Origin of the sequence: Actinokineospora baliensis (genome assembly GCF_016907695.1) — a bacterium.
GTDB classification, from domain to species: Bacteria; Actinomycetota; Actinomycetes; order Mycobacteriales; family Pseudonocardiaceae; genus Actinokineospora; species Actinokineospora baliensis.
In genome coordinates, this window is record NZ_JAFBCK010000001.1 from 3191747 (window position 1) to 3210812 (window position 19066).

General features: G+C 71.5%; 19 protein-coding genes. 15 read left to right on the top strand and 4 right to left on the bottom strand.

The genetic code is table 11. The features are described 5' to 3' along the window. Positions 1 to 29 precede the first annotated feature (29 nt). The 8 genes from JOD54_RS15275 to JOD54_RS15310 all read left to right on the top strand — a co-directional run bounded on the left by JOD54_RS15275 (position 30) and on the right by JOD54_RS15310 (position 5745). A complete protein-coding gene (locus tag JOD54_RS15275) occupies positions 30 to 749 on the top strand; it encodes a DivIVA domain-containing protein (protein ID WP_204451168.1) in 720 nt (239 codons plus the stop codon). Between the two features lie 99 nt (positions 750 to 848). Then, complete coding sequence (locus JOD54_RS15280) at positions 849 to 1427, top strand: YceD family protein (protein WP_204456298.1); 579 nt, start codon at positions 849 to 851, stop codon at positions 1425 to 1427. A 56-nt stretch (positions 1428 to 1483) separates the two neighbouring features. Continuing rightward, positions 1484 to 1666 carry a 50S ribosomal protein L32 gene (gene rpmF / locus JOD54_RS15285; RefSeq protein ID WP_204451169.1) on the top strand — a complete coding sequence of 61 codons (183 nt, stop codon included), beginning with the start codon at positions 1484 to 1486 and terminating at the stop codon, positions 1664 to 1666. A 24-nt stretch (positions 1667 to 1690) separates the two neighbouring features. After that, entirely contained in the window at positions 1691 to 2440 is a 750-nt protein-coding gene (gene rnc / locus JOD54_RS15290) for a ribonuclease III (RefSeq protein ID WP_204451170.1), read from the top strand. Continuing rightward, on the top strand, positions 2433 to 3287 hold the full coding sequence (gene mutM, locus JOD54_RS15295) for a bifunctional DNA-formamidopyrimidine glycosylase/DNA-(apurinic or apyrimidinic site) lyase (protein ID WP_204451171.1): 855 nt from the start codon (positions 2433 to 2435) through the stop codon (positions 3285 to 3287). Before rnc ends, mutM begins: the two co-directional genes overlap by 8 nt. Positions 3288 to 3385: 98 nt before the next feature. Continuing rightward, on the top strand, positions 3386 to 3715 hold the full coding sequence (locus JOD54_RS15300) for a PadR family transcriptional regulator (RefSeq protein ID WP_204451172.1): 330 nt from the start codon (positions 3386 to 3388) through the stop codon (positions 3713 to 3715). Then, positions 3712 to 4884 carry an HAAS signaling domain-containing protein gene (locus tag JOD54_RS15305; protein ID WP_204451173.1) on the top strand — a complete coding sequence of 391 codons (1173 nt, stop codon included), beginning with the start codon at positions 3712 to 3714 and terminating at the stop codon, positions 4882 to 4884. Before JOD54_RS15300 ends, JOD54_RS15305 begins: the two co-directional genes overlap by 4 nt. Before the next feature lie 126 nt (positions 4885 to 5010). Next, entirely contained in the window at positions 5011 to 5745 is a 735-nt protein-coding gene (locus JOD54_RS15310) for a response regulator (RefSeq protein ID WP_204451174.1), read from the top strand. Here JOD54_RS15310 and JOD54_RS15315 read toward each other — a convergent pair. Together JOD54_RS15315 and JOD54_RS15320 are read right to left on the bottom strand one after the other, a co-directional pair. Continuing rightward, positions 5727 to 6467: a CAP domain-containing protein gene (locus JOD54_RS15315; RefSeq protein ID WP_307860073.1), complete on the bottom strand. Its 741-nt coding sequence runs from the start codon at positions 6465 to 6467 to the stop codon at positions 5727 to 5729. The genes JOD54_RS15310 and JOD54_RS15315 overlap by 19 nt on opposite strands. 62 nt (positions 6468 to 6529) lie before the next feature. Continuing rightward, entirely contained in the window at positions 6530 to 7009 is a 480-nt protein-coding gene (locus JOD54_RS15320; protein WP_204451175.1) for a hypothetical protein, read from the bottom strand. A 217-nt stretch (positions 7010 to 7226) separates the two neighbouring features. Here JOD54_RS15320 and JOD54_RS15325 point away from each other — a divergent pair, with 217 nt between their 5' ends. The 5 genes from JOD54_RS15325 (at position 7227) to smc (ending at position 14171) form a co-directional block, all read left to right on the top strand. Further along, positions 7227 to 8732, top strand: a complete 1506-nt coding sequence (locus tag JOD54_RS15325; RefSeq protein ID WP_204451176.1) for an alkaline phosphatase family protein — start codon at positions 7227 to 7229, stop codon at positions 8730 to 8732. Between the two features lie 38 nt (positions 8733 to 8770). After that, complete coding sequence (locus tag JOD54_RS15330) at positions 8771 to 9055, top strand: acylphosphatase (protein ID WP_204451177.1); 285 nt, start codon at positions 8771 to 8773, stop codon at positions 9053 to 9055. A gap of 52 nt (positions 9056 to 9107) precedes the next feature. Beyond that, the gene (locus tag JOD54_RS15335; RefSeq protein WP_204451178.1) at positions 9108 to 9623 is read left to right on the top strand and encodes a sigma-70 family RNA polymerase sigma factor; all 516 of its coding nucleotides are present in this window, start codon (positions 9108 to 9110) and stop codon (positions 9621 to 9623) included. Continuing rightward, positions 9620 to 10363, top strand: coding sequence for an anti-sigma factor family protein (locus JOD54_RS15340; protein WP_204451179.1), 744 nt, complete (start codon positions 9620 to 9622; stop codon positions 10361 to 10363). Before JOD54_RS15335 ends, JOD54_RS15340 begins: the two co-directional genes overlap by 4 nt. Before the next feature lie 130 nt (positions 10364 to 10493). Further along, the gene (gene smc, locus JOD54_RS15345; RefSeq protein WP_204451180.1) at positions 10494 to 14171 is read left to right on the top strand and encodes a chromosome segregation protein SMC; all 3678 of its coding nucleotides are present in this window, start codon (positions 10494 to 10496) and stop codon (positions 14169 to 14171) included. A gap of 99 nt (positions 14172 to 14270) precedes the next feature. On the opposite strand, the gene JOD54_RS15350 is transcribed toward smc, so the two are convergent. Continuing rightward, positions 14271 to 14768 (bottom strand): hypothetical protein, encoded by a 498-nt coding sequence (locus JOD54_RS15350; RefSeq protein WP_204451181.1) that lies wholly within the window; start codon positions 14766 to 14768, stop codon positions 14271 to 14273. 345 nt (positions 14769 to 15113) lie between these two features. On the opposite strand from JOD54_RS15350, the gene JOD54_RS15355 reads away from it, so the two are divergent. Continuing rightward, a complete protein-coding gene (locus tag JOD54_RS15355; protein WP_204451182.1) occupies positions 15114 to 16031 on the top strand; it encodes a GNAT family N-acetyltransferase in 918 nt (305 codons plus the stop codon). A gap of 51 nt (positions 16032 to 16082) precedes the next feature. Then, complete coding sequence (locus JOD54_RS15360; RefSeq protein WP_204451183.1) at positions 16083 to 17507, top strand: FAD-binding protein; 1425 nt, start codon at positions 16083 to 16085, stop codon at positions 17505 to 17507. On the opposite strand, the gene JOD54_RS15365 is transcribed toward JOD54_RS15360, so the two are convergent. Then, positions 17504 to 19015 (bottom strand): sodium:solute symporter, encoded by a 1512-nt coding sequence (locus tag JOD54_RS15365; RefSeq protein WP_204451184.1) that lies wholly within the window; start codon positions 19013 to 19015, stop codon positions 17504 to 17506. The two genes, JOD54_RS15360 and JOD54_RS15365, sit on opposite strands and share 4 nt — an antisense overlap. Positions 19016 to 19066 lie beyond the last annotated feature (51 nt).

The window sequence follows — 19066 nt, forward strand, 5'->3', positions numbered from 1 at the left end:
CCCGGACGGCGACCGGCGGAGGAGGAGTCGTGTACAAGGTCTTCGAGGCCATCGATGAACTGGTCACCATCGTGGAGGAGGCCAGGGGCCTGCCGATGACCTCCGGCTGCGTGGTGCCCCGCGGCGACGTCCTCGAACTGCTCGACGAGATCCGCGACGCGCTGCCCGCGGAGGTCGACGACGCCCAGGACGTGCTCGACCGCAAGGACGAGATCGTCGGCGGCGCCGAGCACCAGGCCGAGCAGGCGCTGAGCAAGGCCACCATGGAGGCCGAGAACGCCGTCGCCCAGGCCCGCGCCCAGGCCGAGGCGCTCATCGCCGAGGCCACCGCGCACGCCGACCGGATGGTCGCCGACGCCCGCGACGAGGCCGACCGCGCCGTCGCCGCGGGCCGCGCCGAGTACGAGAGCCTGGTCGGCCGCTCGCAGGCCGAGGCGGACCGGATGCTGCAGGCGGGCCGCGAGTCCTACGAGCGCGCCGTCGAGGAGGGCCGCTTCGAGCAGGGCAGGCTCGTCTCGCAGACCGAGGTCGTGCAGGCCGCGCACGCCGAGTCGGCCAGGGTGCTCGACGCCACCGCCGAGGAGGCCGCCCGCCAGCGCGCCGAGTGCGACGCCTACGTCGACGGCAAGCTCGCCGAGTTCGAGGACCTGCTCACCCACACGCTGCGCACCGTCGGCAAGGGCCGCTCGCACCTGCGCGGCCCGATGAGCATGTCCGCCGCGGTGCCCTACGACTACGACGGCGGCTGATTTCCGGCGGGACACCGCCATCGCGTACCCTGTTGGGGCTGTGCGCGAGCGCAGCCGACGACCGCTTCCCCCGTGCCGAAGGTGCTGACCAGAACCGCCATGTCCGCGAACCGCAAGGGCTCCGCCCGCCCGGTGGCCACCAGCCCGTGGGTCATCGATACCCGCGAACTGGGCAGGCGACCCGGGTCGAGCCGTCCGGTGCGCCGCACCGCGACCGCGACCTACGTCCTCGGCCTCGAGGGCGTCATCGGGGTACCGGTCGGCGCCGAGGTCGAGCTGGACGTGCTGCTGGAGTCGGTCGTCGAGGGCGTCCTGGTCACCGGGACCGCGTCGGGGCCGCTGGCCGGGGAGTGCTCGCGCTGCCTGGACCCGCTGACCGACGAGGTCACCGTGCACGTCACCGAGCTGTTCGCCTACCCGGCCAGCGCGACCGACGAGACCACCGACGAAGACGAGGTCAGCAGGCTCGTCGACGACCTGATCGACCTGGAACCGGTGGTGCGCGACGCGGTCGTGCTCGCCGTCCCGCACGTCCCGCTGTGCGCCGACGACTGCCCTGGGCTCTGCCCGGGGTGCGGCGGCAAGTGGGCCGATCTCGGCCCCGATCACCGGCATGAGACCATTGACCCTCGGTGGGCCGCGCTGCAAGGGCGGTTCCAACAGGATCAGGGGCAGTAGTACCCGGCCCCACCCAGCAGATCCCGCTCAACGCACTTGTCAGAGGAGAGTCAGTCGTGGCCGTCCCCAAGCGGAAGATGTCGCGTTCGAACACCCGGGCGCGCCGCTCGCAGTGGAAGACCACTGCGGTGTCCCTGGTGAACTGCTCGAACAAGGCGTGCCGCGCCCTCAAGCCGCAGCACATCGCCTGCCCGACCTGTGGCCAGTACGACGGTCGCCAGGTCACGCAGCCCGCGTAGCCCCGGCGGAAGCAGAACCACGGCATGGGGGGTAAAGCGTCCCGGGGTCCGCGAGCGGACCCGGAAACGCTGCTCGACGCGCTCGGCGTCCGCTTGGACGCCGAGCTGCTCGTGCTCGCCTTGACCCACCGCTCGTACGCGTACGAGAACGGTGGGCTGCCGCCCAACGAGCGGCTGGAGTTCCTCGGCGACGCCGTGCTCGGACTCGTGGTCACCGACCACCTCTACCGCACCCACCCCGATCTGCCCGAGGGGCAGTTGGCCAAGCTGCGCGCCAGCGTGGTCAACATGCACGCGCTCGCGGGCGTGGCCAGGGGGATGGGTGAGGGCGGCCTCGGTTCGCACCTGCTGTTGGGCAAGGGCGAAGAGCTGACCGGCGGCCGCGACAAGGCCAGCATCCTCGCCGACGGCATGGAGGCGGTCATCGGCGCCGTCTACCTGCAGCACGGCATCGAGGTCGCGCGGGAGGTCGTGCACCGGCACTTCGACCCGCTGCTGACCGCGGCACCGCTGCGCGGGGCGGGCCTGGACTGGAAGACCAGCCTGCAGGAGCTCACCGCCTCGGCCGGGCTCGGCGTGCCCGAGTACCGCGTCCGCGAGGAGGGCCCCGACCACCGCAAGGAGTTCACCGCCATCGTCGTGGTCAACGGCCAGGGCTACGGCAACGGCGACGGGCGCACCAAGAAGGAAGCCGAGCAGAAGGCCGCCGAGGCCGCCTGGCGCGAGCTCTCGGAGAAGACCACCGGCGACGCGGCCGACGGCGACGGTGCCTGAGCTCCCTGAGGTGGAGGTCGTCCGGCGCGGCCTGCAGGACCACGTGGCCGGTCGGGTGGTGTCCCGGGTGGAGGTCTTCCACCCGCGCGCCATCCGACGCCACCTGCCCGGCATGGTCGACTTCGCCGGGCGCATCGCGGGTCGCGAACTCGTCGCCGCCCGGCGCCGGGGCAAGTACCTGTGGGTGGACCTGAGCTCGGGTGAGGCCGTGCTGGCGCACCTGGGGATGAGCGGCCAGATGCTGGTCCAACCCCCCGGTGCCCCCGACGAGAAGCACCTGCGCGTCCGCCTCTCCTTCGCCGATGACGGCCCGGAACTGCGCTTCGTCGACCAGCGGACCTTCGGCGGCCTCTCGGTGGAACAGGTCGTCGAGGTCGACGGCGTGCCGCTGCCCGCCCCGGTCGCCCACATCGCCCGCGACCCCATGGACCCGGCCTTCGACCGCGCCGCCGCCGTCGCGGCCCTGCGCCGCCGCCGCACCGAGGTCAAGCGGGCCCTGCTGGACCAGACCGTGGTCTCCGGCGTGGGCAACATCTACGCCGACGAAGCCCTCTGGCTCACCCGCCTGCACTGGTCCCGCCCGGTCGACGGCCTGTCGGCCCGCAAGACCGGCGAGCTGGTCGACGCGGCCACCTCGGTGATGAACGCGGCCCTCGCGGCGGGCGGGACGTCCTTCGACGCGTTGTACGTGAACATCAACGGCCAGTCGGGCTACTTCGACCGGTCGCTGCACGCCTATGGGCAAGAGGGCTTGCCTTGTGAGCGCTGCGGACGCGCGATCGTCCGCGAACCCTTCATGAACCGTTCCTCCTTCTCCTGCCCCCGCTGTCAGCCGCGCCCCGCGTAGCTCCGGGATTTCTTGGCACCTCGCGACCAAGGGGGTGTGGCTTGCGCGGTAGTGCGCAATGCGTAATAGTGTCCACAGTGCGATAGCGGGAGGTGCGCGTGGATACCAGCCAGCTGCTCAAGGGAGTGCTGGACCTCGCCGTGCTCGCCGTTCTGCGGGACGAGGACGGGTACGGGTACGACGTGTTGCGGCGGCTTCGGGGTGGGGGGATGGAGGAGGTCGGGGACGCCTCCGTGTACGGGACCCTGCGGCGGCTGTACCGGGCCGGGCTGTTGACCTCCTACGTGGTCCCCAGCGACGAGGGGCCGCACCGCAAGTACTACGGGGTCAACGACGCCGGGCGGGAGCGGTTGGTCGAGTCGGAGCGCGCCTGGCGCGCGTTCGCCGAGGCGATGGACGGGATTTTGGCGAAGGGGGCCGCGGCGTGAGCGCGCAGACGAAGGCAGATCCGGGACTGGCCGAGTACCTCGGTCGGGTGCGGGCCGCGCTGGCGGACCTGCCCGCCGACGAGCTCGCCGAGGTGATGGAGGACGTCGAGCCGCACGTCACCGAGGTGTTCGCCGAGACGGGTGACCTCGAGGGCGTGGTCGGCCGGTTGGGGACGCCGGAGGCGTACGCGGCCGAGCTGCGGGCCGCGGGCGGGTACCCGCCGCCGGGGCCGACCGGGGGGAAGGCGCTGTGGTCGGCCAGGTACGTCCTGCTCATCACCGTGGTGTCGCTGGTCGTCGCGTTCGCCACCGGGCTGATGTCCTTGACCGGCAGCGACGACAAGTTCGCGGTGCTGGGGCTGTGCGCGGTCTTCGCGATCCCCGCGCTGATGCTGCTGTTCACCGACCGGGTCCGCCCGACCGACGTCGAAGCCCTCGGCTCGTACCGGTTCGCCCGCCGCGGGGCGCTCGCGGTGGCCAACCGGCTGCCGCACCGCGCGGTGGCGTACCTGCGTTCGCTGCGCCCCGCGTGGTGGCTGCTGCGGGTGCTGCTGGTGGTGGTCACCGTCATGGCGGACCGGGAGGAGTCCGCGCTCGTGGTGCTCGCGGTCGTCGTGCTGGTGTCCTGGGCGGGGCCGCGCTCCCGCGAAGACCGGCGGCTGCTGCCGGTTGTCGTGGTGGCGAACACCTTCCTCGCGGGCGTGGCGATCGCGCTGCTGGCACTGGGCATCGACTCGAGCACGCGGGACGGGGAGTACTACCCGTACAGCCCGAACGGCTTGTACTACAACGGTTCTTACGTCAGCAACCTCTACGCGGTGGACGAGGACGGCAACGCGATCCCGCAGTTCTACCTCTACGACGAGGACGGGAACCCGCTGAAGCTCTACGGCACCCGCTGCGAAGCCGACGTCAACGGTCAGGACTACGACAACAGGTTCCCGTTGCCGCACGTCGAGTACCGGGGCCGCGCCTGCGTCCAGGCGTCCGGCCTGCCGTTCGTCCCGCTGCCACCGGGGGCGACCGACCGCACGCCCGCCAAGCCCACGCGGCCGACCTCGCCCGGCGCGCCGACGTCGACGGCACCGACAACCGCGCCGACCACCACGGCGGCGACACCTTCGGTGACCCCGACGACGTCCGCGCCGACGACGACGCCGGGCTCATAGCGTCAAGATGCCGTCAAGGTTCGGCAGGGCGTGACGAGGTCCGGCCGCGGGGGTGCAAGCTTGTCCTGCGGCCGGACCGCCTGCGTGGTGCGAGGATGCACGGGACCGCCCTGATCTGGAGCTGCCGTGACCACCGTGCTCGTTGTCGACGACGAACCCCAGATCGTCCGCGCGCTGCGCATCAACCTGACCGCCCGCGGCTACGACGTCCGCACCGCCCACGACGGCGCGGCAGCCTTGCGCGCGGCAGCGGAAAGCAAGCCGGATGTCGTCGTGCTCGACCTAGGCCTGCCGGACATCGACGGTGCTGAAGTCATTGAGGGCCTAAGAGGCTGGAGCACGGTGCCCATCATCGTTCTCTCCGCGCGCGGCGACTCCACCGACAAGGTCAAGGCATTGGACGCGGGCGCGGATGACTACGTCACCAAGCCCTTCGGCATGGACGAACTCCTCGCCCGCCTACGCGCCGCCGTGCGCAGAGGAACCACTGCCGCCACAACGGAAGAGGCCGTGGTGGAGACGAGTTCCTTCACCGTTGACCTAGTGGCGAAGAAGGTCCACCGCGACGGCGGCGAGGTGCACCTGACCCCGACCGAATGGGGCATCCTCGAAGTGTTGGCGCGCAATAGAGGCCGGTTGGTGTCGCAGAAGCAGTTGCTGCAAGAGGTCTGGGGACCCGCCTACGCCAACGAAACCCACTACCTGCGGGTGTACGTGGCCCAGCTGCGCCGAAAGCTCGAACCGGAGCCGTCCCGCCCACGCCACCTGATCACGGAGGCGGGAATGGGCTACCGGTTCGAACTCTCTCACCAACCAAACTCGCCTTACCAACCGAACTCGTCTTACCAACCGAACATCTGAGTCCAGTAGTACCCGCTCTGCACGAACCCCAGCCCCATGGTCTTGAGGCCGCAGTTGAGGATGTTGGCGCGGTGCCCGGCGGAGTTCATCCACGCGGTCATCACCTGGGCCGAGGTGCGCTGGCCCTTGGCGATGTTCTCCGCGCCGGGGCTGTTGTAGCCCGCGGCCTTCGCCCGGTCGACGAACGAGCGGCCGTCGAGGCTGGTGTGCGAGAAGTAGTTCTGCGCCGACATGTCCGCGCTGTGCGCCTGCGCGGCCTGGTTGAGCCGCGAGTCCAGGGTCACCGGCGCGCAGCCGGCCTTCGCCCGCTCCTCGTTGGTGATCGCCAGGACCTGCCCGGCCACCGACGAGTCCACCGGCGGCGGCTTCGTGGTGGTCGTGGTCGGCTTCGGCGTCGTGGTGGTCGGCTTGACCGCGGTGGTGGTCGTGGTGACCGGGACCGTGGTCGTGGTGGTCGTCGTGGTCGGGGTCGTGCTCGCCGAGGACGGGGTGGTCGGGGTGCTGGTCGGGGCGGCCGCGGTGGAGCCCGCGGTGGCCCCGTCGACCATGGTCATCTCACGGTCGAGGGACGCCTGATCGGGTGTACCAATCGTGCCGTCACCCACGCTGGGTGCCGTGAGCACCGTGGTGATTCCCGCCGTCCCCGCCCCGATCGCCAGGGCGACGAGCACGGCGGACAGCACACCGATCCGGCGACCGCCTGGGCGGCGTCGTCGTGTCACGGTTTGGCAACGTACCACTAAAGGGTGATAACGCCACCCTCGGTCACTCGTTGTATCGAGATTTACGTGGTGGTCGTCGTCGTGGGCGGCACCGTCGTGGTGGTGGTCGTGGTTGTGGTCGTCGGGTCCGACGTCGGCGGCACCGTGGTCGGGCTGTTGGGCGGCCGGACCGTGGTGGTCGTCGTGGTCGGCCGGTTCGGCCGCTTGGTGGTGGTCGTCGTGGTCGTCGGCTCCGCCTCGGTGGTCGTCGTGGTGGTCGACTCCGTGGTGGTCGGGTCCGTCGTCGTCGTGACGTCCGTGGTCGTGGCGTCGGACGTCGTCGTGGTGGTGGTCGTGGTGGTCGTCTGGTTGACCGTGACCTCGGTACCGGGGGACTGGGCGTCCTCACCGTCCCCGGCGGCGAACGCGGCCACGGCGGCGAACACGGTCGCGCTCACGACTCCGGCCACGCCGAGCACGACGTAGGGGGAGCGGCGCGGCCCGGGACGGTCGTCGGTGTCGTCCTCGAAGTCGTCGAAATCGTGGTCGGCTGGCTCGGACATGCGGGTCCTACCTCCCTGACCCGTCGGCAAGGCGGGCCACGGCGCGGCAAGCTATCACCCGCCCGGGGGGCCGGTGCGGCCGGCCACGCCGATCGACCGCCCGCGACAGCTGTTCACCCACCGTTCGGTCGCCGAACGACCGCTGTCCGTTGCCGATGACTTGTCTGTACAGGAGCCTACCGCCGTACTCGCCGGACCCCAGTCCTTGGAGGAACCCTTGCGGCGAAACCGACTCCCCGCCCTGCTCGCGTCCCTGGCCGTCGCGACCGGGGCGCTGCTGGTCCCCGCGCTCACCGCCCCGGCGGCCCACGCGGCGGCCAAGACGCCAAAAGTCCTGGTCATCGGCATCGACGGGCTGCTGTTCGACCGGATCGCCCCGGCCGACGCCCCCACCCTCGACAGCCTGATCGCCACCGGGTCGTCGAGCAAGACGGTGCTCTACGACAACCCTTTCGCGCCCACCCTGTCCGGCCCCGGCTGGGCCACCCTGGCCACCGGAACTTGGCCAGACAAGCACCGCGTGCTCAGCAACAGCTGGGGGAGCTCGACCAACCTGGCGACCTACCCGGACTTCCTGACCCGGATCGAGTCGGCCCGCCCGGCGCTGTCCACCTTCGCGGCGGCCACCTGGGACCCGCTGGTCAACGACTCGGCGGGCAAGGCGATCTTCTCCAGCGCGGTCGACGCGCGGGCCAACGGCGCCAACGACACCGACACCACCAACCAGACCGTGGCCCGGCTGCGCGACGTCGGCCCGGACGCGAGCTTCGTCGTGCTCGACGACGTCGACGCCGCAGGCCACAACTGCGGTGCGGCGACCACCTGCTACCTCAACGCCATCGCGGCCACCGACGCGCGGGTCAAGCAGTTCGTCGACACCATCCGGGCACGGGCGAACTACCCCGACGAGGACTGGACCATCCTGGTCTCGGCCGACCACGGCCACACCGACGCGGGCGGCCACGGCGGGCTCACCCCGCCGGAGCGCGCCTCGTTCATCATCCGCAACGGCCCGGGCACCACCCCGGGCACGCCCGCCATCGCGCCCAAGAACGTCGACGTGGCCCCGACTGCGCTGTCCCTGCTCGGTGTCGCCATCCCCGCCACGCTCGACGGTCGGGTGCTGGGTACCGCCACCAACGACCCGTTCGACGGCCTCGTCGGCTCGCTGCAGGCGCGCGTGGACGAGACCGGCATCCCCACGTCGGTGCGCGGCTGGACCAAGACCACTCCGGCTGGCTGGACCATCGACAACTCCGCGATGGGCACCGGCGGCATGACCGAGTGGCGCGGCTGGTCGTTCACCACCGACGACTTCTGGACCAGGACCGAGACCGGGCAGAGCCGCGAGAACAACGTCCGCGCCCGCGGCGTGTTCGCCGTCGCCGACTCCGACGAGTGGTCGGACAAGGCCACCTCGGGCACCTTCACCAGCGCGCTGACCTCGCCCGCGGTCTCCGTGTCCGGCAAGGCCACCCTCAAGGTCGGCTTCAGCTCGCACTACCGCAAGGAGGGCGGCGAGACCGCCACGGTGACGGTGTCCTTCGACGGCGGCGCGGCCAAGACCGTCCTGACCTACACCGGTGACGCCATCGCCAAGATCGAGGCCCTCTCGGTCGCGGTGCCCGCCGGGGCCCAGTCGGCCAAGGTGACCTGGCGGCTGGGCAACGGTGCCAACAACTGGTACTGGGCCGTCGACTCGCCCACCTTCGCCACCGCCTAGCGATCTCCGGCACGGGTCCCGTGACAACACGTGCGATCATGGGACCCGTGTCGGGGATTCGGCTCACCGCGTTCGTCCGCGGGCACGTCCAAGGTGTGGGTTTCCGCTGGTGGACGCGGTCGCAGGCGCTGCGCCTCGGCTTGCTCGGCTGGGCCCGCAACACCCGGGACGGGCGGGTCGAGGTGGTCGCCGAGGGGCCGCGTGAACGGTGCGCCGAACTGCTCGAGGCGCTGCGCTCCGGCCAGACCCCCGGCACCGTCGTCTCGGTCGTCGAGCGGTGGGATCCGGCCAAGGGGAACCTGAGCGGGTTTCTCGAACGTTGAGTGACCGGGTCCACAGTGAACCAACCGGCACCGGGAGGCGTAAGCCCTGAACGTGGGGAGCCCGGGGCAGGACGACGAGTTCGTCCGAGAGCTCTACAGCCGATACCGGCGACCGCTGCTCGGCTACGTGCTGCGCGCGGTCGGCGGTGACCACCAGCGCGCCGAGGATGTCGTGCAGGAGACTCTGTTGCGGGCATGGCGACACGCCGGGTCGCTCGAGGCCGACAAGGCCGGGCCGTGGCTCTACACGGTCGCGAAGAACCTTGTCATCTCCGGGTACCGCAGGCAGAGCGCCCGGGTCGCCGAGGTGCCCATCGACGGCGCCGACTGGCCGCGCTCGGGCGACGAGTTCGAGCAGGTCCTGCAGGGCTGGCAGGTCGCGGAGGCCATGCGCGCGCTCTCCCGCGACCACCGCGCGGTGATCGCCGAGCTGTTCTACCGCCGCCGCACGGTCGCCGAGGCGGCCAAGGTGCTCGGCGTCCCGCCCGGCACGGTCAAGTCCCGCTCGTTCTACGCCCTGCGGGCCCTGCGCGACGCGCTGGAGGAGCGGGGGGTGACGGAGCTGTGACCTGCTCGCACACGTCCTCGCTCGGTGCGTACCTGCTCGGCGCGCTCGACCCGGCGGAGCGCTCCGCCTTCGAGGCGCACGCCACCGACTGCACCGACTGCCGCGGCGAGCTGGTCCGGTTGGCCCCGCTGCCCGGCCTGCTGCACCGCATCTCGGCCGCGGACTTCGAAGACACCCCAGAGGTGCCCGCGGACCTGCGCTCGATCAGCGGCCCGGTCGACCGGCCCGCCTGGTACGACGACGACCCGCTCGACGACGACCCGCCCGCCCCGGTGCCGGTCGCGGCGCCGCCGGCGCCCGTGGTCGCCGACATCGACATGTCCCGGCGGGCGCGCAGGTGGGCCCTCATGGGTGCCGCCGCGGCCGTGGTGGTCGCGCTCTCGGTGGGCGGCGCGCTGGTCTACGAGCGGCTGCACGAGCCGGACGCGCCGCGGCCGACGATGGTCAGCTGGTCGGCCACCGACCCGGCCAGCGGGGTCCGCGCCGACATCGACCTGACCGACCGCGCCTGGGGCACCGAGGTCAAGATCCGCCTGCACGACGTGCCGCCGGGCAAGCCGTGCAAGCTGGTGGTGCGCGGCCGCGACGGCTACCCGGAGATCGCGGGCTGGTGGGCCACCAGCTACGGCGAGGGCGACCAGATCCCGGGCAGCACGTCGATCAACCTGACCAGGATCTCCCGGGTCCAGGTGATGACCGACGACAACGTCGTGCTGGTCGATATCCCGGCCCCGTCGTGACCTGCGGGGACGGCGCGATCACCCGGTCATGTGGGCCCCGCCTCCCCGGAACGGCCATCCGGCCCGGGTAGTCTCGCTCGGATGACGGCGGCTCGTGTCCCGCTGAGCCTCACCGGAAGGGTCTCGCCTCGTGCACCTCAAGAGCTTGACGCTGAAGGGGTTCAAGTCCTTCGCCTCGGCGACGACGCTCAAGTTCGAGCCGGGTATCACCTGCGTCGTCGGCCCCAACGGCTCCGGCAAGTCCAACGTGCTCGACGCGTTGCGCTGGGTGATGGGTGAGGGCAGCGCCAAGGGCCTGCGCGGCGGCAAGATGGAAGACGTCATCTTCGCGGGGACCTCCGGCCGGGCGCCCCTTGGCCGGGCCGAGGTGACCCTGACCATCGACAACGCCGACGGCGCGCTGCCCATCGACTACGCCGAGGTGTCGATCACCCGCCGGATGTTCCGCGACGGGGCCAGCGAGTACGAGATCAACGGCCAGGGCTGCCGCCTGATGGACGTCCAGGAGTTGCTGTCGGACTCGGGCATCGGGCGCGAGATGCACGTGATCGTGGGGCAGGGCCAGCTCGCGGCGATCTTGGAGTCCAAGCCGGAGGAGCGCCGCGCGTTCATCGAGGAGGCCGCAGGCGTCCTCAAGCACCGCAAGCGCAAAGAGAAGGCCATCCGCAAGCTCGACGCGATGCAGGCCAACCTCACCCGGCTCAACGACCTCACCGCCGAACTGCGCCGCCAGCTCAAGCCGTTGGGCAAGCAGGCCGAGATCGCGCGCAAGGCGCAGACCGTGCAGTCCGAGCTGCGTGACTCCCGCCTGCGCCTGCACGCGGACGATCTGGTCACCCAGCGCGGCGACATCGCGCGTGAAGAGGCCGATGAGGCGACCGCTAGGCGTAAGAGGGCTGAAGTCGAGCAAGCGCTGGAGATCGGGCAGGCGCGGCAGACGGAGCTTGAGGACAACCTCGCCATAGATCAGCCGAAGCTCGCTGCGGCTCAAGAGACCTGGTACCGGCTTTCCGCACTAGAGGAGCGGTTGCGCGGCACTGTTCGGCTCGCTGTCGAGCGAGCCCGGCACCTGTCGGCCGCGGTGGAAGCGCCGCGCGGCGGGCGCGATCCGGAGGAGCTGGAAGAAGAGGCCGAGCACACCGCGATGCGCGAGGCCGAGCTGTTCGAGGCCGTCGCCGAGGCCCGCTACGCGCTGGCCGAGGCCACCGAGCGGCGCGCGGAGCTGGAGCGCATGGTGCAGGCGGCCGAGAAGGCACACATGGCGGCCGTCCGCGCCATCGCCGACCGCCGCGAGGGGCTGGCCAGGCTCGCCGGGCAGGTCGAGGCGTTCCGCAGCAAGGCGGGGGCGACCGACGAGGAGATCGAGCGGCTGTCGTTCACCCTCGGCGAGGCCGGGGAACGCGCCGAGATCGCCGCCGAGGAACTGGCTGTGGCCCAGGAGGTGACCGGGGTCGAGGACACCGACGACGCCGCCCTCGCCGAGCGCCACAGCCAGGCCACATCTTCCCTGGACGCGGCCCGCGCCCGGGTCGAGGAACTGGTCCGGTCCGAGCGGCAGGCGGAGAAGGACATCGCCTCGTGGCGGGCCCGCGTCGACGCGCTCTCCCTCGGTCTCTCCCGCAAGGACGGGGCGGGCGCGCTGCTCGCCGCTTCCGGGCGGCTTCCGGGGCTGCTGGGGTCGGTCGCCGCGCTGCTGACCGTCGAGCCCGGCGCCGAGGCCGCCTTGGCCGCGGCCCTCGGTCCGGTCGCCGACGCCGTGGCCGTCGCGAACCCCGACGGCGCGCTCGACGCACTGCGGCTGCTGCGCGCCGGTGACGCTGGTCGGGCCGGGATGCTCATCGGCGGCCCGGACACCCCGCTGGACCGCTCGACGTGGCCCGCGCTGCCCCCCGGCGCCCGTTGGGCGGTCGACCTGGTCCGCGCGCCGGACGCCCTGGTGCCCGCCGTGCACCGGGCCCTCGACCGGATGGCGGTCGTCGACGGCCTCGACCAGGCCAGGGCCTTGGTCGCCCAGCACGCCGACGTCCGCGCGGTCACCGGCGAAGGGGACGTCCTCGGCGCCCACTGGGCGGTGGGCGGGTCGGAGAAGGCCCGCAGCGTCATCGAGGTCCAGGCCGCCGTGGACGAGGCCAACGCCAAGCTCTCGGCCGCCGAGCGCGCCGTCGAACAGGCCTCCGCCGCGCTGGAGGGCGCCCGCGCCGAGCAGCAGGCCCGCCGCACCGAGGTCGACGCGGTCAAGGAGGCGCTCAACGAGGGCAAGGTCCGCGCCGCCCGCTCGGCCGAGCGCCTCAACCGGCTGCGCGCGGCCGTGCGGTCCGCCGAGGCCGAGGTCGAGCGGGCCAGGAGCCAGCGCGCCAAGGTCGAGCAGGCCCGAGCCGACGCCCTGACCCGGCTCGCCGAGCTGGAGGAGCGGCTCGCCCTCGTCGAGCAGGAGCAGTCCGCCGACGACGAGCCGGACTCCGCCGAGCGCGACGAGTACACCGCCGCGCTGGCCACCGCCCGCCAGGAGGAGATGGAGAGCAGGCTCACCCTGCGCACCTCCGAGGAGCGCCACCGCGCGCTGCAGGGCAAGGCCGACCAGTTGCGCCGCGCCGCGCGCGCCGAGCGCGAGGCCCGTGAGCGCTCCGCCAGGGCTCTTGCCTCCCGCAAGCGGGGCGCCACCATCGCCCAGGCCGTGGTGGACGGGGGTGAGCTGGCGCTGCGGCGCATCGCCGAGTCGCTCGCCCGCTCCGCCCAGGAGCGCGACGAGATCCAGGCCCAGCGGGCTGAGCGCGAGCGGGTGCTCGCCGAGGTGCGCGGCAAGGTCCGCGAGCTGAGCACCGAGCTGGAGAAGCTGACCGACGCCGTGCACCGCGACGAGGTGCTGCGCGCCGAGCAGCGGCTGCGGCTGGAGCAGCTGGAGGTCAAGATCGCCGAGACGTTCGGCATCGGCCTGGAGGACCTCGTCGCCGAGTACGGCCCGCACGTCCCAGTGCCGCCGAGCCCCGGCGAGCTGGCCGAGTACGAGGCGGCCAAGGAGCGCGGCGAAGAGGTGACCATGCCGCCCTCGTCCCCGTACGACCGGGAGACCCAGGCGCGGCGGGCCAAGCGCGCCGAACGCGACCTGACGATGCTCGGCAAGGTCAACCCGTTGGCACTGGAGGAGTTCGCCGCGCTGGAGGAGCGCTACAAGTTCCTCTCCACGCAGCTGGAAGACCTCAAGGCGACCAGGCGCGACCTGCTCACGGTCATCAAGGAGGTCGACGACAAGATCCTCGAGGTCTTCGCCTCGGCCTACGAGGACGTCGCCCGCGAGTTCGTCACCGTGTTCAACGTGCTGTTCCCCGGCGGCGAGGGCCGGATGATCCTCACCGAGCCGGAGGACATGCTCAGCACCGGCGTCGACGTCGAGGCCCGCCCGCCCGGTAAGAAGGTCAAGCGCCTGTCGCTGCTCTCCGGCGGGGAGAAGTCGCTGGTCGCGGTGGCCATGCTGGTCGCCATCTTCCGCGCGCGGCCCTCGCCGTTCTACGTGATGGACGAGGTCGAGGCCGCGCTCGACGACACCAACATGCGGCGGCTGATCGGCCTGCTCGAGCAGCTGCGGGCCAGCTCGCAGCTGATCATCATCACCCACCAGAAGCCGACCATGGAGATCGCCGACGCGCTCTACGGCGTCAGCATGCGCGGCGACGGCATCACCCAGGTCATCTCGCAGCGGCTGCAGCGGCCTGCCAAGGCCGAGATCCCGGCGGTGCCCATCCCGGCGGCGGCACCCGCGCCCGCGGTGGAGTCGATCCCGGCGGACCAGGAGTCCGCGCAGGCGGAGTGACCCGAACGTCCCAACCGGACAAAACCGGGTGAACCCGCCTCTGGACAAAGGAAAACCCCGACCGCTGGGGGTGCGGCCGGGGTTGTGGTCCTTCGTGGCTCAGGCGGCCGGGTAACCCGGGGCCGGGGGAGCCTGCGGCGGGACGGCCTTGCGGGTGTTGGCGAAGGCCAGGCCCGCACCGACCGCGGAGGCGATGGCCGCGAGCAGGCCGAGGTAGAGGCCGAAGCCCGCGCCCGCGCTCACACCGAGGCCCTCGACGCCCGAGGTGCCGTCCAGGGTCAGCCAGCGGATCAGGATGATCACCACGGCCGCGGCGGCGAGGCCGAGCCAGATGGTGACCAGGTTCGGCACCGCGGTCCCGAAGTGCGGCAGCAGCAGGACCACCGCGGCCGCGACCAGCAGCAGGACCGGCAGCCAGCCGCCGATGCCGATGCTCCACGCGCCGAACGAGGTGTTGAAGCCCGCCATGCCGAGGCCGGAGGGGCCGTCGTAGGACACCGAGTACCACGGGAAGAAGCTGAAGATGAACGCCAGCGCGCCTGCGCCGATGCCCGCCCACTCGATCGGGGTGACGCGCTTGGGGTCGAAGTTAGCCATCGGCTGGGGCCTTCCTGGGGAGATCTCTGGGGTCGCGCGAACCCGCGCGCACGTGCGGGTCGCGGTGAGGATCGCACAAAGTATGGGCTGATCCGATCGTTTCGCAAATAACGGGACCGTCTCGGGTCGACGGACGGGGCCATCCGGGCTACCGGCGGTCGGTTGCGGGGTGCCCTGGTGCTGGGCGCGGTCACTGCCAGCGGTGATCCGGTCGCGGTGCGCATCCGGACTGTCCACATGGAGCGGTCGGGCGTGCTCTCCCGGATCGTGGGCACCGCTCGGGTGGGTGGCCGCCGCCGGTAATCCGCTCGCGCGGGGGTGTGCGCGGCGTTCACGATTTCGGACATGTATTCGCTACGCGCCGCCACTGAGGCGGATCTCCCCGCCGCGGTCGAGTTGGTGACCCGGCTGCAGGCCGACCCCGGCCACCACGTCGGCTACCACGGCACCACCCGGGAGGAGGTCACCGAGGAACTGACCCGGCTGACCCCGGACTGGGCCACCGGCGCTGTCGTCGGCGTGGACGGCGACGGCGCCGTGCGCGCCTTGTTGACCGTGGAAACCGACGCCGAGCTGGGCAGGGCCTGGCTGTACGGTCCGTTCGTGGACGTCCCGGCCGAGCACCCGGCCGCCCGCCAGCTCTGGCACAACACCGCCGACGACCTGCTCGACCTGGCCACCGCGCCGACCGCCCGCGCGGGCATCACCGACCTGGAGCTCTACGGGCACCGGCGCAACCGGTTCCTGGGCGACTTCGCCGCCAGGCACGGGTTCGCCGCGGGCGCCGCGAGCCGGGTGTTCACCCTCACCGGGTCCGCGTTGCGGTCGGTCTTGATCAGCGCGGCCGAGGACACCGTCGGCCCGCGCTCGCTCGGCGACGACCCCGACACCCTGGCCCAGGTGATCGACCTGCACGAGCGGTGTTTCCCCAACCGCAGCGCCAGCGGTGAGCAGGTGGTCAGCGGGGCCCGTGGCCACACCGTGGTGGTGCTGACCGGCGCCGACGGCGTCATCGGCTACGCGGCCGGATTCGTGCAACAGGACGAGTTGTACGTGGACTACGTCGCCGTCGACCCCAACATGCGCGACGCGGGCGCGGGCCGGTCACTGGTGCGGTCGCTGCTGCGCACGTTGGCCGCCGAGCAGGGCGTGCGGTGCCGGGCCGCGGCGGTGATCGCGCTGGGCAACGACGCCTCGGAGCGGATGTTCACCGCCCTCGGGTTCACCCTCCACCTGGAACTGGTCGCCTACCGGCTGCGGTGATCGGCGGTTATCGTGGCGCGGTTGTTGATCATCTCTGGCGAGGAGAGCCGCATGCCCCACCGCCGTCAGGTCCTCACCCTCGGCGCCGCGATCGTCGCGTTCGACGCGCTGGGCCTGGGCTGGGTCACCCAGGCCCAGGCCGACACCGGTGCCGCCGGGATCCCGGTGCCGCGGCTCGACGGTGAGCTGGTCACCGACGCGGCCGCCCTCGCCGAGGCCGCCGACGACTACGGCCAGATCGCGCACCGCCGTCCGCGCGCGGTGCTGCGACCGGGATCGGTGGCCGACGTGGTGAAGGTGGTGCGCTTCGCCGCCGAGCACCGGATCCCGGTCGCCGTGCGCGGCCAGGGGCATTCGACCTACGGGCAGGCCCAAGCGCCCGCGGGTGTGGTCATCGACTCGCGGACGCTCGCGCGGGTGCACCGGGTTTCCGCCGCGGGCGCGGTGGTCGACGCGGGCGCCACCTGGCTCGAGGTCACCAAAGCGGCGCTGGCGGTCGGGCTGGTTCCGCCGGTCGCGACCGACTACCTGGGACTCTCGGTGGGCGGCACGCTGTCGGTCGGCGGTGTCGGGGGCGCCACGTCCCACCACGGGATGCTCGTCGACACCGTGCGGGAACTGGAGGTCGTGACCGGCGAGGGCAAGCTCGTCCGGTGTTCGCCGACCGTCGAACGTGAACTGTTCGAGGCCGTGCTCGGCGGTCTCGGCCAGTACGCGGTCATCGTCAAGGCGACGCTGCGGCTCGTCCCGGCGGCCACCACCGCCCGGATCTACCACCTCAGCTACCCGGACCTGCGCTCGATGACCGCGGCGCAGCGGATCGCACTCGCCGATGGTCGGTTCGACTACCTGGAGGGCCAGGTCACCTGGACCGGCAGCGGCTGGGGCTACTTGCTGGAAGGCGGCATCTACCACTGCGCGGGCACTCCCGACGACAACGCCGTCTTACGCGGGTTACCCAAGGCCGCCAAGACCGAGGTCACGCCGATGCCGTACTTCGACTGGCTCAACCGGATCTACGCACTCGTCGAGCAGTTGCGGCCGCTCAAGTTCCCCAACCCGTGGCTCAACCTGTTCTTGCCCGATCGCGCCACGGACTCCTACGTCGAGAACCTCCTCGCGAAGTTCACGCCAGCGGACACAGGCGGCGGCCCGATCCTGCTGTACCCGTTCGCCGGTAAGCGAATCACGCGACCGATGGTGGCCCTTCCCAACAGCCCGATCGTGTTCCTCTTGTCCGTCCTGCGCGTGGTAGCCCCACCGGAGGAGTCGGTGGTCCAGAAGTTGTTGGCCGACAACCGCTCCGCCTACGAGCAAGCGCTTGCGGTCGGCGGTACCCAGTACCCGATCGGCTCAATCCCGGGTCGACCGCAGGACTGGCAGCGTCACTACGGCACCGCCTACGGCCGCGCGCGCCGCCTCAAGAGCAGGTTCGACCCGCGCGGCATCCTCGCCCCCGAGCAAGGCATCTTCTAAGTCGGGCTGTCGGTGCGGTGGCGCAGGGAGAGCAGTCCGCCCACGAACAGCGTCACCGCCACCCCCAGCGGCGTGTACCAGGGGAACGCCAGGGCGACCGAGTCCCCGGCGGGCTTGGCCGGGTCGACCCCGAGGAACGCCCCGGTCGACTTGCTGAACTTCAAGGTGAGGATCACGAACGCCATCACCGCGACGGTCACCAGGAACGCGATGATCGCGTCCGCCTGCCGCGCGCGCTTGGCCACCAGGCCCAGGACGAACGCGCCTAGAAGCGCACCGTAGGTGTACCCGGTGATGGCGAGGGCGGTCTCGACGATCGGGTTCTTGGTCGTGGTGAACAGGGACGCGAACACGACGAGAGCACCCGCCCACACCACCGTCCACATGCGACCCAGTCGCAGCTTCTCCGCGTCGGACAGCGGCTTGCGCACCACCCGCTGGTAGATGTCGGTCACCGTGGACGAGGCCAGCGCGCCCAACGACGAACTCAGCGCGGCGGCGAGGATGCCCGCGATGACGAACCCGGACAGGCCCGAGGGCAACTCGGTCACGACGAACGAGGCGAACAGCTCGTCCCCCGCCGTCAAACCCAGGCCCTTGACCGGGTCCAGGCCGCGGTAGAACGACCAGAGCATGGTGCCGATCAGCAGGAACATCGCGAACTGCAGGAACACCACGACACCGCTGGCGATCAGCGCCTTCTGGCTCGACCGCACGTCGTTGCACGCCATGAGCCGCTGCACCACGAGCTGGTCGGCGCCGTGCGAGGCCATCGACAACACCGCGCCACCCAGGATGGCGGTCACCGCCGCGTACTGGTTGCTCAGCGGCGCGGCGGCGAAGTCGAACAGCTGCGTCTTGCCCGCGTCCACCGCCGCGCCAAACCAGCCGTCCGGCAACCGCGTCGACAGCACCCAAATCACCGCGGCCCCGCCGAGCACGTACCAGAGCATCTGGATCGCATCGACCCACACGACAGCGCGGACACCGCCGAAGAACGTGTACGCCACCATCGCCACGCCGAGCACGGCGGTGATCTGCCAGTAGGCCGCGTCCACTCCGTACGCCGCCAGGACCACCTTCACCGGGATGGCCGTGGCGAAGAGCCGGACCCCGTCGGCGAGCAGGCGCGTCAGCAGGAACGTCGCCGACGCGGTCGCCTGCAGACCACCGCCGAACCGCTGCCCGAGGTAGTTGTAGGCGGTGGTCATGTTGCCCGCGACGTAGCGCGGCAAGAGGACGAACGCGACGACCGTTCGGCCGATCACGTAACCGATCGCCAGTTGCAGGTAGGTGAACGCGCCGAGGTAGGCGACGGTCGGCACGCTCAGGACGGTCAGGGTGGACGTCTCGGCCGACACCACCGACAGGCAGGCCACCCACCACGAGATCTTGCCGTCGCCGACGAAGTAGTCGTTGGCGGAGCGCTGCTTGCCGCCGATGAACACACCCAACAGCGGCATGCCCACCAGGAACACCACGATGATCGCGAGATCGAGCACGCGCACGGAACGGCTCCCGCCGGGTCGGGGTTCGGGCTGGGACCAGGGGCCGGTCGC

What these genes read in the sequence shown, in the direction of transcription:
- JOD54_RS15280 (WP_204456298.1), top strand. Translation starts at nt 849, where the DNA reads ATGTCCGCGAACCGCAAGGGCTCCGCCCGCCCGGTGGCCACCAGCCCG.
- rnc (WP_204451170.1), top strand. Translation starts at nt 1,691, where the DNA reads ATGGGGGGTAAAGCGTCCCGGGGTCCGCGAGCGGACCCGGAAACGCTG.
- JOD54_RS15320 (WP_204451175.1), bottom strand. Translation starts at nt 7,009, where the DNA reads ATGTCCGAGCCAGCCGACCACGATTTCGACGACTTCGAGGACGACACC.
- JOD54_RS15330 (WP_204451177.1), top strand. Translation starts at nt 8,771, where the DNA reads ATGGGACCCGTGTCGGGGATTCGGCTCACCGCGTTCGTCCGCGGGCAC.
- JOD54_RS15350 (WP_204451181.1), bottom strand. Translation starts at nt 14,768, where the DNA reads ATGGCTAACTTCGACCCCAAGCGCGTCACCCCGATCGAGTGGGCGGGC.
- JOD54_RS15355 (WP_204451182.1), top strand. Translation starts at nt 15,114, where the DNA reads ATGTATTCGCTACGCGCCGCCACTGAGGCGGATCTCCCCGCCGCGGTC.
- JOD54_RS15360 (WP_204451183.1), top strand. Translation starts at nt 16,083, where the DNA reads ATGCCCCACCGCCGTCAGGTCCTCACCCTCGGCGCCGCGATCGTCGCG.